Below are 12,592 nucleotides of genomic sequence, written 5' to 3' on the forward strand. Positions count from 1 at the left end.
GCCGGGTGACACTTGCCGACGAGCGCCGCTGTCCGTGCTTCCGAATGCTCGCGGGCCGGCATTGACTGCCGCCCGTGGGAATCTGGTCGAAGAAGAGCCTCGCGAGGCTCCAGGACGAGGATGGCGCGGGGCATGAGCTGCACCGCACCCTCAATGGGTTCCAGCTGACGTTGCTGGGAATCGGGGCCATCATCGGCGCGGGCATCTTCGTCGTGACGGGGACGGCGGCGGCGCAGCACGCGGGGCCCGCCATCGTCCTGTCGTTCGTCCTGGCCGGGGTCGGCTGTCTCTTCGCGGGGCTGTGCTACGCGGAGTTCGCCTCGATGATTCCCGTCGCCGGCAGCGCATACACGTACGGCTACGCCACGCTGGGCGAACTGGTGGCGTGGATCATCGGCTGGGACCTGATGCTGGAGTATCTCTTCGCGTCCTCGGCCGTGGCGGTGGGGTGGTCCGGCTACCTGACGGCCTTCCTTCGCGACTACGTGGGGTGGCAGCTGCCGGCGGCCTTGGCGAATGCTCCGTTCGACACCGCGCCGGGCTCGCTCATCCCTCACGCCACCGGAGCGCTCATCAACCTTCCGGCGGTGCTGCTGGTGGGCGTGCTCACGGTGCTGCTCGTCGTCGGCATCCACGAGTCGGCGCGCGTCAACAACATCATCGTCTTCGTGAAGGTCGCCATCGTCCTGCTCGTCATCGTCTTCGGCGCCTTCCACGTCGAGCGGGAGCACTGGACGCCCTTCATCCCTCCCAACACCGGGCGCTTCGGAGAGTTTGGCTGGAGCGGGGTGCTGTCGGGAGCGGGCGTCATCTTCTTCGCGTACATCGGCTTCGACGCCGTCTCGACGGCCGCGCAGGAGACGAAGAACCCGTCGAAGGACCTGCCCACGGGAATCCTCGGCTCGCTCATCGTGTGCACGGTGCTCTACGTCCTGATGGCGGCGGTGATGACGGGCCTGGCGCCGTACCGCACGCTGAACGTGCCCGAGCCCGTGTACGTGGCCATCTCCGAGGGGGGCCCGGCCCTGCAATGGCTCCGCCCCATCGTCGGGGTGGGGGCCATCGCGGGACTGGCGTCCGTGGTGCTCGTCATGTTGATGGGGCAGCCGCGCATCTTCTTCGCCATGTCGCGCGACGGGTTGTTGCCACCGTTCTTCGGCCGCATCCATCCGCGCTTCCGCACGCCCTATGTGTCCACGCTCATCACCGGAGCCGTGTCCATGGTGGTGGCGGGGCTGTTTCCCATCGGGTTGCTCGGGCACCTCGTCTCCATCGGAACGCTGTTCGCGTTCGTGGTCGTCTGTGCCGGAATCCTGGTGTTGCGCTACACGCGGCCGGATCTGCCCAGGCCCTTTCGGACGCCCTTCGTGCCCGTGGTCCCCATCCTGGGCATCTTCGTCTGCACGGCCCTGATGCTGGGCCTTGGCACGGAGACCTGGATACGCCTCATCCTCTGGCTCGCGCTGGGGTTGGTCATCTACTTCGGCTACGGCCGCAAGCACTCCCGCGTGGGGCAAGCGGAGGCGGCGGGGCGGACGGACTCGCGCTGAGCCAGAGGGTCGTCCGCGGCCTCAGTCGTGGAGGGCTACGGGCTTGAAGTGGATGCGCTCCGCTTCCGGGTGGACGAAGAAGGGGCGCACGCGGATGCCGGTGTGCTCCTTCTGGAGCTGCTCGGCGGCGTGACGCAGATCCTGGACCTGCTGCTCCGCGATGAACTCCGGCCCCATCGTTCCGTGACGGGACTGGTAGTAGCCGCAGTTGGCGTGAGCGAGCAGGAGGACCTCCTCGATGTGGTGGCCGATGATGAGGAAGCGTGCCGCGCGGGTGATGGTGTCGCTCTCCAGATAGTCAGCCACCCAGCGGTTGAGGAGCGCGGGACCACCGGGGATGGTCAGCGTATCGATGCGCTCATGGCCCAGGTGGGTGGCGAGGTCCTCCACGGCATCCGTGAAGCGTCCATCCGAGCAATAGATGGCGAGCACCGTCGGATGGTGGTGCTCGTAGCGGTGGCGGGAGACGAACGGCTTCTCGTCGATCATGGCGGCACCCTAGCGGGTTTCACCTCCCAGGGTTCGAGCGGATGCGTGCCTGGCTGTTCCTCCCCGTCGTCCAGGGGGTGGACACAGGCCCGGGGGCTGGGCGGCGCTCGGGGGTGGCTTGAAGGCGCGTCCAGGGGGGCCCACCTGTCTCCATGGTGCCGTGCCCTCGGTTTTCTTTGCGCCCGGCGCAGCAAGGACTCGTGCGATGGCCAGGAAGCCTCGGTTCCCTCGGAAGGTGGATCGCCACGTCTACCCAGGCCCGGAGTACCGCTTCTCGAAAGCGAAGATCGGGCTGACCTATCAGGACTCGAAGCCCGACTTCCCGCGCCAGCCGAACGCGCCAGAGCGCGCGCCCAACGTGCTGCTCGTGCTGCTGGACGACGTGGGCTATGGGTGGTCCAGCGCGTTCGGCGGACGGGTCTCGATGCCGACGGCCGAGCGGCTCGCGCGGAGCGGGTTGAAGTATTGCCAGTTCCACACCACCGCGCTCTGCTCGCCCACGCGGGCCGCGTTGCTCACCGGCCGCAACCACCACAGCGCCGCGTCGGGAGTCATCGGCGAGATAGGCACGGGCTACCCCGGCTACACGGGCATCATCCCCAAGAGCTGTGGCACCATCGCGGAGACCCTCCAACAGAATGGTTACGGCACGGCCTGGTGGGGGAAGAACCACAACGTCCCCGACAACCAGACGAGCGCGGCGGGGCCGTTCGACAACTGGCCCACGCAGCGGGGCTTCGACTACTTCTACGGCTTCATCGGCGGTGAGACGGACCAGTTCCGTCCCGCGCTCTATCGGGGCACGGAGCCCGTGGAGGCCGGCCGGACGCCCGAGGAGGGCTATCAGCTCACGCGAGACCTCGCGGATGACTGCATCGGGTGGATGCGCCAGCAGAAGTCGATTGCCCCACAGCGTCCGCTGTTCCTCTATTTCGCACCCGGCGCGGGCCATGCGCCGCACCAGCCACCACTCGACTGGCGAGGCCGGCATCAGGGGAAGTTCGACCAGGGCTGGGACGCCTATCGCGAGGAGGTGTTCAAGCGGCAGATAGAGCTGGGCGTGGTTCCTCCCGACGCGAAGCTCACCGCGCGCCCCGCGGAGATTCCGGCCTGGGACTCCTTCGACGACGAGCAGAAGCAGCTCTTCAGTCGCATGGCGGAGAACTACGCGGACTTCCTGTCCCACGCGGACCACGAGGTGGGCCGAGTCGTCCAGGCACTCGACGACCTGGGTGAGCTGGAGAACACGCTCGTGCTCTACATCATCGGAGACAATGGCTCGAGCGCGGAGGGCACGCTCACGGGCACCCTCAACGAGATGCTGACGCTGGGAGGGTACGCGCCCGACCTCCAGCAGCTCCTGGACCGACAGGACGAGATAGGCCTGCCGGGCACGTCGCCGCACTACCCGGTGGGCTGGGCCTGGGCGGGCGACACGCCGTTCCAGTGGACGAAGCAGGTGGCCTCGCACTTCGGTGGCACGCGCAACCCGATGATTGTTTCGTGGCCTCGCGAAATCACCGAGGGAGGTGGCTCGCGCTTCCAGTTCCACCACATCATCGACATCGCGCCCACGTTGCTGGAGGTCATCGGCATCACCGAGCCGACGATGATGAAGGGCACGCCGCAGAAGCCCATCGAGGGCGTCAGCCTGGCGTACACCTTCGATGAAAAGGCCGAGGACGCTCCGAGCACGCGGACCACCCAGTACTTCGAGATGTTCGGCAACCGGGCGCTGTATCGCGATGGCTGGATGGCCTCATGCCGACATGGCCGGTTGCCGTGGCAGACGGTGGGAACGGCGGACTTCGCCAAGGACCGCTGGGAGCTTTATGACCTCCGGGGCGACTACAGCCAGGCGGTGGACGTCGCGGCCCGACATCCCGAGAAGCTGCGCGAGCTCCAGGACCTGTTCATGGTGGAGGCGGCGAAGTACGACGTGCTGCCCCTGGATGACCGGTTCATCGAGCGCGCGGACGTCACGCTCCGCCCGAGCTGGTTCTACGGGCGCAAGCGCGTCACGTTCTACTCGGGCATGACCTATCTGCCGGAGGGCAGCGCGCCGAAGACGAACAACATCAGCTACACGCTCACCGTCGGAGCGGACCTTCCCTCGGAGGGCACCGAGGGCGTGCTGGTCTGCGTGGGCGGAGACATGGGTGGTTGGTCGCTGTACGTGAAGGACCGGCGGCTCGTGTACCACTACAACTTCTTCGACGTGGAGCGGCACGAGGCCGTGTCGGACATCGAGGTCCCCACGGGGCGGGTGGAGCTGAAGCTCGCGTTCACCAATGAGTCCGACACGCTGGGCGGCCCCGCGTCGGCACGCATCTTCATCAACGGCAAGGACGTGGGCCACGTGGCGATTCCGCGTCAGTGTCGCGGGCGTTTCAGCACCGAGTGCATGGATGTCGGAATGGACTCTCGTTCGCCCGTGAGCCGCGGGTACCTGGACCGGGGGACGTTCCCCTTCACGGGCCGCATCGAGTACGCCACCTTCGACTTCGACCTGGAGGTCGCCAACCGCGAGCTGACGGCCGAGGAGCGGTTGGAGCAGCACGTCCGACTGGACTGACTTCCACCCGCCGGGAGGGCGACCCATCGCTCGCCCTCCTGGTGGGGTGGCCAGAATCGGGCCAAGGCGTTAGACACGACGACATGTCTTCTTCCAGCCGTGGTGGGCATATCTCGGGGCTGCGACTCGAGCGGGTGAGCGCCTCCCGCCAGTTCGCGGAGGGTCGGTTCCGCAACACCGCGCCCGTGCACCCTGGCATCCAGGGCAACCCCCTGCCGTTGCTCGGCGAGTACTTCTTCGGGGGCGCGCAGCGCACGCCTCCGGGGCCGTTGCCCCTGGAGAACCCGCTGGAAGCCTGGGGACGGAGGCCCGACACCGGCCTGCGGGTGACGTGGCTGGGGCACAGCACGATGCTGCTGGAGCTGGACGGCGCGCGCATCCTGACGGACCCCGTGTTCGGCGAGCGTGCCTCGCCCATGTCCTTCGCCGGGCCTCGGCGTTTCCACGAGGCGCCGGTGTCCCTGGACGCGTTGCCGGAGCTGGACGTGGTGCTGCTGTCGCACGACCACTATGACCACCTGTGCCGGCCCACCATCCAGGCCCTGGCGAAGCGGCGCGTTCCGTTCGTCACGGCCCTGGGCGTGGGGGCCCACCTGGAGGCCTACGGTGTGGCGCCGGAGCTGATCACCGAGCTGGACTGGTGGGAGCGGACCACGGTGGGACCGGTGACACTCACCGCCACGCCGTCGCAGCACTTCTCCGGGCGCGGCTTGGGCGACCGGAACCGGACGCTGTGGGCGTCCTGGGTTCTGGAGGGTGACAAGCACCGCCTCTTCTTCAGTGGTGACACAGGGCTGACGGAGGAGCTGCGCGAAGTGGGGCGGAGACATGGTCCGTTCGACTTGGTGATGCTGGAGGTGGGTGCCTTTCATCCGAGCTGGGGCACCATCCACCTGGGACCGGAGAACGCGCTCAAGGCCCACGAGATGCTCGGGGGCGGCCGGTTGATGCCGGTGCACTGGGGCACCTTCAACCTGGCCCTGCACGCATGGGATGAGCCCGCGGAGACGCTGCTCCGGCTGGCCTCCGAGCAGCAGGTCCGGCTCTTCACGCCTCGCCTGGGGGCCGCGAGCGAGCCCCTGCGCCTGGAGCAGGCCACGCCCTGGTGGCGGGAAGTCTCGGCGGGAGTGCTGGCCCCAGGGCCCGTCCTGGGCGGGTAGGCGGGCGTTCAATCGACCGGGCGGCGGGGCTTCGCGGGACCCCTGAGTCGATGTCTTGGAACGCGGGCGGGGGGATGGGCATCTCTCCCTCAGCAGGTGGATACCACCATGACCATGCCCCTCATCGCGCTCGCGGCTGTCGGTTCAGGTGCGCTGCACGCACTGGCGGGACCGGACCACCTGCTGAGTCTCGCCCCTCTTTCGGTGGGACGTCGTCGGGGCGCGTGGCGGGTGGGGCTGCTGTGGGGATTCGGCCATGGGCTCGGAACCCTGATCGCCGCGGGAGTGCTGCTGGTGCTCCTGTCCGCGGTGCATCTGGAGTCCGTTGATCGCTGGGCCGAACGCCTCGCGGGACTCGCGCTGCTGGGGATGGGCGTCTGGGGACTGCGGCGGAAGCTGGGCGCGGGCGATGAGGCCCTGGCGTCCCGAGGCGTGCTCGCCGTGGGGCTGGTGCACGGTCTGACGGGTGCATCCGCGCTGGTGTTGCTGCTCCCCATCGCGGTGTCGGGCACGGCGCCGGAGCAGGCCCTCTACCTGGGCGGGTTCTCCATCGGCAGCACGATGGCCATGTCCGCGCTCACCGCGAGCATCGCCGCCTTTTCCCGCATCAAGCAGTTCTCCTCCAAGCTGGCGACGCATGTGCCTCGTGTGGCGTCCACGGTCTCCATCCTCGTGGGCAGTGCCTGGATGCTCGGGAGTTTCTGAGCCAGCGCGTGATGTCCTTTGGACATGATTCGGGCCGGACTCCACGCGCCTTGGTGGAGCCCGGCCCATTCACTTCGTGTGTCCGGTGCGTCTCAGTGGACGCGGCCTGGAGGCAGGTTCGAGCGGGGCGGGAAGCCCGGCACGGCAGCGTCCAGGTTCTTCGCGCTGCTCAGTGAGCGTGGCGCGAGGAGGGCCTCGCCCACGGAGCCCGTCATCGCCTGGAAGCCCTGCGGTGCTCCGCACACCAGGTTCTCCAGGTCGTCGTCTCGCCGGCCCAGGTCGTCGAAGACGCGGGTGATGGAGGAGTTCACGGGGTCTGGAGTCGGCGCCTGGCTGACCATGAAGGGCGACGGGCCCGAGGCGCTACCGGCCGAGCGCGGGAAGATGTGGAGGAAGGGGGTCTGCGTCTCCCCCGCGTGGCAGCCGTTGCACGTGTTCAGGGAGAAGCGATGCCGGGCCTCGGGGTCCGCGCCCGGCGCGTCCCAGAAGAAGAAGAACGGCGTGAGCGCGGAGCCCGCCAGGAAGGGCTGTCCCTCGAAGAAGGCCGGCACCTCGTGGGTGCCGTTCATGAGGGGCACCACGTTCTGCTGCACGTAGTTCGACACCAGGGGCGTGCCGGCGTGGAAGAGCTCCGGCGTGAGGGCCACGGGAGCGGGGGCCAGGCCGGTGGGCCCGAAGCGGAACTCGCGCAGCTCCCACAGCGGGTCCAGCGCGTTCTCGTTGGTGCGCACCTGATGGATGGCGCTGCCCATGAAGTGGCCGGGTGCCACGAACGACTGGGTGAAGCGGTCCGTGAGCGCCTGGAGCTTCGTGTTGAACGCGGGTGTGCCGAGGCTCAGCGTGCCCAACTCGTGCCAGTCACGGGCCCAGCGCTGGATGTCCTCCGGCCCATCGCCGGGCAGCATGTACTCAAGGATGACGGTGAACGGCAGCGGCTGGCCCGTGGGCGTGGTGACGCCGAAGACGAAGCGGCCCTCACCCGAGTGCGTACCTTCGCTGCGCAGGTCAATGCGGTTGACGATGGCGAGCAGTCGGAATGGCGCCGTGTTGAAGTCGAGTTGTGCGGTGGGGCCGCCGCTGCGTGCCTCCCACGGCCCGAGCACGTCGGGGCGGATGCGCGTGCGCGCGGCGACGAACGAGGCCTCGATGAACTGGTCCTGCTCCCACGTCTTCAGCCAGTTGCGCACCAGCTCGGAGGGATTCTGCCCGCCGTTCATGCGGCGCATCAGCGTGCCGAACGTCCAGACGCCGTTGCCGGTGGTGCGCACCGGGTCTTCCACCACGGACAGGTCGGTGATGAGCAGCTCGCGGTTCGGCGTCACCTGACACACGCCTGGAGCACAGGCCGTGGATGACTCGCAGCCGTTGACCGTGTTGCCGTCGCAGTCGAAGGTGCCCACCGCGCAGCCGAGGCCACACGTCCCCGCGCCACAGACGCCGCTCGCCGAGGCCGCGCCACCGCACACGGTGCCGCACGCGCCGCAGTTCGCCGCGTCTTCCATCATCGACGTCTCACACCCGTTGCCCGGATTGCCATCGCAGTCCAGGAAGCCCGCGACGCAGGTCTCCGTGAAGGACGTGCAGGAGGACTGATTGCCCGCCGCGTCCCGGACCCTCGCGAAGACGGTGACACCGACCTGGTTGGCGAGCAGCGGCACCATCGCGTTGCCGGCATTGTCCAACGGCACCTCCGTGCCCATGGGCGTGGTGCAGCCCGCGTTCGAGAAGAGGACCACCCGCGTGCGAGGCTCGGCCAGGGTGCGCACCGCGCTGACGAAGGGCGCCTGGGGGAAGGGCACCAGTCCCGGTATGAAGGTGGCCGGCAGCGGCGCGAGGTTGTCGTGCGTGTACGCCACCGTCGGAGAGCAGCCGGAGGTGTTGCCAGCGGCATCCACGGCTCGCAAGGAGAACGTCGTCACCGAGTTGGTCCCCACGGTGAGGTTGATGCTGAAGTTGCCGGTCGTCGCGTTCGCCGTGGTGGTGGTCAGCGGAGTCCCTCCGCAGCTGGAGTTCTGGAAGACGCGGACAAGCGCGCCCGCCTCGGTGCGACCTTCGAGCAGGGGCGTCAACTGCGTTCCCACTCCATTGGGGACGAAGCCGAGCTGGAAGGGCGTGGTGGGGGCGATGTTGTCATGGACATAGCTGATGGCGGCGGAGCACGCGGAGATGTTGCCCACGGCGTCCTCCGCCTTCGCGGAGAAGGTGCTCGTGGTGTTGGCCGTCATGGTGAAGGGGCGGGTGAAGGTGCCCGTGGCGGTGGCCGTCACGCTCGCGAGGGGGCTTCCGGCGCAGCTGCTTCCAGAGAAGAGCCGCACGGTGGCTCCCGCCTCCGTGGTGCCGGCGAGAGTCGTACTGGTCTGCGTGCTGGGAGAGGCCGGCGTGAAGCCCGTGAACACCGGGACGATGGGCGCCACCGTGTCGCGCACGCAGCCGAGCAGCTCCAGCCGCGCCAGGGAGATGACCTCGACCCCGGTGCGAGAATCATTGTCGTCCGTCACGTTCAGCCGGAACTTGCTGAACGTCCTCGGGGTGCTGAGCGTGTACTCGCGCCGCTCCGCGCCCAACCAGTTCATCTCGTCGATGCGCGTGTCCACCGTCACCCACGCGCTGCCGTTCCAGCCCTGGAAGGTCCAGTTCTTCGGCGCGCGCGTGGTAATGTCTCCGTTGGCGTACTTGATGGCGTACCGGCTGACGATGCGAGGACCGTCCGTCCACTCGTAGGCCAACCACGCGGGAGTCTGCTTGATGGCGGAGATCCACATGGATGTTCCGGTGGCCACGCTGTCGAACGCCTTCCAGGCGTCGTACTCCGGCTCCGCGTCGATGACCCCCGAGGCAGTGACGATGCCGGAGGGCGCGGTCGCGCTCGTCATGTCCGGTACCTGGTTGACGCTGGCGGCGCAGGCGCAGTTGTAGAAGCTCAGCTTGCCGATGGAGAGGACGTCCACGCCCGTGCCGGCCGCGTTGTCCTCCGTCACCACCAGGCGGTACTTGCTGTAGGCCGTGGGAGACGCGACGGCGAACTCGCGCTGCTCGGTGCCTCCCCAGTTCGTCTGGAGCGTGCGCGAGTCAATCGTGTTCCACGCGGTGCCGGACCAGCCCTGCAGCGTCCAGTCCCGTGGCGCTCGTGCGTTGAGCGTGCCGTTGGAGAACTTGATGGCGTAGTGCGTGACTGTCTTGGGGCCGTTGAAGAACTCGTAGGTGAGCCAGGCCGTGGCCTGTCCGCTCGCGGAGAGCCACATGGTGGTGTCGCTGCCGTCGAGCGCCATCCAGCCGGGGTTGGACGCACTGAGCTGGCTGGAGCCGATGGCGAGCCCGCTCGGAGCATCGCCGGCCGTCATCGCGGGGATGAGGCTGTCGCCGCAGGTGAGGCCCTGGGTGGCGGCACCCAGCGGCTCGGGAGGGGAGTCAGCGGGCGGCGGGGCGTCCTGACACCCGGGCACGAAGGCCAGGGTGAGGGCGCTCGCCAGGAACAGGCTTCGGATGGATATCGGGCGATGCATGGACACGCTCCTCGCTACGGGCCGCCGGCGAACACCGGAGGCGCTGGAGCACCGTGTCGTAGCGGGACGTGTCGACAGCGAGGGCGGGGATGTGACGGAAGCTCCGGCGCCGGTGACGAGTCGTCCTCCGCGCGGGACGAGCCCGCGGCCGCGCGGGCCTCAAGTGCCCGGGAACAGTCGCGCGTGGACCTCGCGCACGGCGCGCCGCGTGGCGACATCCTCCGTCACCGCGGGCCAGGGTTGCTCCGTTTCCTCCATCCACCAGGAGGCCTGTCCCGGAGGAGACCAACGCTTCCTGGAGAGGACTCGGACGAGGCGCTCGGCGCAGACCTCCGGCGACTCCCAGCCGCGCTTCACGAGCGAGAGCAGCCAGCCCACGGGCCCCGTGCGCGCACCCAGGTCCGTGCGCACGACGCCGGGATGCATCACGAGCACGTCCAGCTCCGGATGTTCGGTGGCGACGTCGCGCATCGCGAGCGCGAAGCCGAGCTTGGTGTCGCAGTAGGTCCGGATGCTGGAGAAGTCCTCACCCATGGGTGTGCGCGCCGCGTCGAACCGGCCCTTCACCAACAGTCCCGCGCTCACCAGCAGGATGCGGCGCAGCCGGCCCGCGTCGAGCAACGCCTGCTGCATCACCCACGGCGCGGCATGATTCACCACGAACGCCCGCTCCAGCCCGTCCGGCGTCAGCTCCCGTCGCGATGGCCACACGCCCGCGTTGTGCACCAGCGTGGACTCGGGGCCCACTACGTCCACCAATCGCCGCCCCAGGTCGCGCGCCGCCGCGAGAGAGGAAAGGTCTCCAGGCACGGCGAGCGCCTGCCCGCCGTCCCGCTGGATGGAGAGCACCAGCGCGTCCAATCGGGCCCGGTCCCGAGCAACCAGGATGAGTCGGTCCTCCGTCGACTTCGCGAGGGCCTTTGCCAGCGCGTGACCGATGCCACGCGACGCTCCAGTGAGGATGAGGTCGGCCATGGACACCAGCCTGCCAGCCCTGTTCATGAATTGGAAGAATATTCCAATTCGAGAGTCTGGGGTTTGATGACCCAAGGAGGGGGCAGCGCATAGGGTAGGGCGATGGGGCCAGCACGACGGGACGGGGTGAAGCGACGCGATGCCTTGCTGGATGCGGCGCTGCACTGCTTCGCGGAGCGGGGCGTTCTCAGCACGGGCATCGAGGAGATTCGCAAGGCCGCGGGGGCGAGCCCGTCGAGCGTCTACCACCTCTTCGACGGGCTGCCGGACCTGACACTGGCGTTGCTGATTCGCACCTTCGAGCGCCTCTTCACGCACCTGTCGGAGCGCGTGTTGCCCACCACCACGGCGGAGGCGGCCGTGGTGGCCTTGGTGGATGGCCACCTGGAGTGGATCTTCGCCCACCGGGATGAAGGGCGCTTCATGTACCAGGCGATGGCGATGGAGCTGGGGACGCACGCTGCGGGAGCGCTCACGGCGCGCAAGGCGGAGCTGCTCGCGCCCATCGTCCAGCACTTCGGGCGCTTCATCGCGGAGGGCTCGCTGCCACCGTGGCCGCCGCTGCTGCTGGATGTCGTGCTGCTCGGCCCGAGTCACGAGGCCTGCCGCCGCTTCCTCGCGGGCGCTCCGCTGGAGCCCTCCTGGATGCGAGGCCAACTGCCAAGGCTCGCGTGGCAGAGCGTCAAGTCCAGGGAGGCTCACGGCTCATGACTGCCAAGGGCTGACGCTTAGCGGCCCAGCAGCACCGCGCGCAGCCACGACGCGAACGCTCCGACGGTCGGCGTCACCTGGGCTTGCGTCCACCGCAACCTGCGCATGTGGCGGCGACTCTTCGCTTCCGCGGGCAGGGGCTCCAGCACCGCGAGCGCTTCGTCACGCTGCTTCTGTCGCGCGAGCAGGAGCGCCAGGTCCAGCTTCACCTCGAACAACGTCGCGTCCAGCGCGAGCGTCTCGCGAAGCAGGAGGATGGCACCAGGCCGCTCGGCCCCGCGACGGAAGTGGAGCCGGCCTCGGAGCAGTGTCTTCACGGCCTCCGCGCGGTGTCCCTTCACGACGTGGAGTTGCGACACCTGTCGCCAGAGGTCCAGCTCCAGGGGAAACAGCTCCGCCGCCTGCGCATAGACGGCGAGCGCCTTGTCCGCGAAACCCTTGTCCAGATGGACCTGGGCCGCCGCGCGGAAGCTCTCCAGCGCGGCCTCCGGCTGCTTCACCCGGGCCAGCAGCGGCGCGAGCTTGCCGAGCACCACCGCGTCCTTCGGCTCCAGCTCCAGCGCCTTCCGGTAACCAGAGATGGCCTTGTTCAGCCGGCCCTTCGAGCGAGCCAGGTCCGCCTCGGTGACGAGCTCCGAACGGGACGGCGGCGTCTTGCTTCCGAACAGCATCGCGACTCCGCATTGAAGTCGCCCCGCGCGCCGAGGGCAACCCCACACGAGCCCTCACGGCGAGACATGTCCGCCAGGTGAAACAGCCGCGCTGGAAGTTTCGACGGGACAAATAGGTGAGCCCGATCAGGGTGTCCTCCTGACCGGGCTCGGGGTGCTGCCATGGATGAGGTCCGCACGTTTAAGACTTCGCCTCAGTCTGATGCCCCGTGTCCTGCGATTGAACGACCGCCGCGCAAGCGAGTGGAGCGGC

9 protein-coding genes are annotated in these 12,592 nt (G+C 68.5%); 5 read left to right on the forward strand and 4 right to left on the reverse strand.

All coding sequences use genetic code 11. The features are described from left to right. Window positions 1–74: 74 nt before the first annotated feature. Window positions 75–1,550: an amino acid permease gene (locus tag HUA74_RS41130; protein ID WP_174458950.1), complete on the forward strand. Its 1,476-nt coding sequence runs from the start codon at window positions 75–77 to the stop codon at window positions 1,548–1,550. 21 nt (window positions 1,551–1,571) lie between these two features. Here HUA74_RS41130 and HUA74_RS41135 read toward each other — a convergent pair whose 3' ends face one another. Beyond that, window positions 1,572–2,039: a carbonic anhydrase gene (locus HUA74_RS41135; protein ID WP_141646931.1), complete on the reverse strand. Its 468-nt coding sequence runs from the start codon at window positions 2,037–2,039 to the stop codon at window positions 1,572–1,574. Between the two features lie 205 nt (window positions 2,040–2,244). Here HUA74_RS41135 and HUA74_RS41140 point away from each other — a divergent pair, with 205 nt between their 5' ends. The 3 genes from HUA74_RS41140 (at window position 2,245) to HUA74_RS41150 (ending at window position 6,479) form a co-directional block, all read left to right on the forward strand. Continuing rightward, window positions 2,245–4,614, forward strand: a complete 2,370-nt coding sequence (locus HUA74_RS41140; RefSeq protein WP_174458951.1) for an arylsulfatase — start codon at window positions 2,245–2,247, stop codon at window positions 4,612–4,614. Window positions 4,615–4,697: 83 nt separating this feature from the next. Continuing rightward, complete coding sequence (locus tag HUA74_RS41145) at window positions 4,698–5,774, forward strand: MBL fold metallo-hydrolase (protein WP_174458952.1); 1,077 nt, start codon at window positions 4,698–4,700, stop codon at window positions 5,772–5,774. 108 nt (window positions 5,775–5,882) lie between these two features. Continuing rightward, window positions 5,883–6,479, forward strand: coding sequence for a hypothetical protein (locus tag HUA74_RS41150; protein WP_254614544.1), 597 nt, complete (start codon window positions 5,883–5,885; stop codon window positions 6,477–6,479). Between the two features lie 92 nt (window positions 6,480–6,571). On the opposite strand, the gene HUA74_RS41155 is transcribed toward HUA74_RS41150, so the two are convergent. After that, the gene (locus HUA74_RS41155; protein ID WP_174458953.1) at window positions 6,572–9,982 is read right to left on the reverse strand and encodes an Ig-like domain-containing protein; all 3,411 of its coding nucleotides are present in this window, start codon (window positions 9,980–9,982) and stop codon (window positions 6,572–6,574) included. Window positions 9,983–10,141: 159 nt separating this feature from the next. Beyond that, window positions 10,142–10,957, reverse strand: coding sequence for an SDR family NAD(P)-dependent oxidoreductase (locus tag HUA74_RS41160; protein ID WP_174458954.1), 816 nt, complete (start codon window positions 10,955–10,957; stop codon window positions 10,142–10,144). A 126-nt stretch (window positions 10,958–11,083) separates the two neighbouring features. Here HUA74_RS41160 and HUA74_RS41165 point away from each other — a divergent pair, with 126 nt between their 5' ends. Beyond that, entirely contained in the window at window positions 11,084–11,668 is a 585-nt protein-coding gene (locus HUA74_RS41165) for a TetR/AcrR family transcriptional regulator (RefSeq protein WP_371745766.1), read from the forward strand. 17 nt (window positions 11,669–11,685) lie between these two features. On the opposite strand, the gene HUA74_RS41170 is transcribed toward HUA74_RS41165, so the two are convergent. After that, window positions 11,686–12,339, reverse strand: coding sequence for a lipopolysaccharide assembly protein LapB (locus HUA74_RS41170; protein WP_174458956.1), 654 nt, complete (start codon window positions 12,337–12,339; stop codon window positions 11,686–11,688). Between the last annotated feature and the right edge of the window lie 253 nt (window positions 12,340–12,592).

Origin of the sequence: Myxococcus sp. CA051A, from assembly GCF_013336705.1 — a bacterium.
In the GTDB taxonomy this organism is placed as follows: Bacteria; Myxococcota; Myxococcia; order Myxococcales; family Myxococcaceae; genus Myxococcus; species Myxococcus llanfairpwllgwyngyllgogerychwyrndrobwllllantysiliogogogochensis.

Coding starts and splice junctions, on each gene's coding strand:
- HUA74_RS41135 (WP_141646931.1), bottom strand. CDS start 2,039: ATGATCGACGAGAAGCCGTTCGTCTCCCGCCACCGCTACGAGCACCAC.
- HUA74_RS41140 (WP_174458951.1), top strand. CDS start 2,245: ATGGCCAGGAAGCCTCGGTTCCCTCGGAAGGTGGATCGCCACGTCTAC.
- HUA74_RS41145 (WP_174458952.1), top strand. CDS start 4,698: ATGTCTTCTTCCAGCCGTGGTGGGCATATCTCGGGGCTGCGACTCGAG.
- HUA74_RS41150 (WP_254614544.1), top strand. CDS start 5,883: ATGACCATGCCCCTCATCGCGCTCGCGGCTGTCGGTTCAGGTGCGCTG.
- HUA74_RS41155 (WP_174458953.1), bottom strand. CDS start 9,982: ATGCATCGCCCGATATCCATCCGAAGCCTGTTCCTGGCGAGCGCCCTC.
- HUA74_RS41160 (WP_174458954.1), bottom strand. CDS start 10,957: ATGGCCGACCTCATCCTCACTGGAGCGTCGCGTGGCATCGGTCACGCG.
- HUA74_RS41170 (WP_174458956.1), bottom strand. CDS start 12,339: ATGCTGTTCGGAAGCAAGACGCCGCCGTCCCGTTCGGAGCTCGTCACC.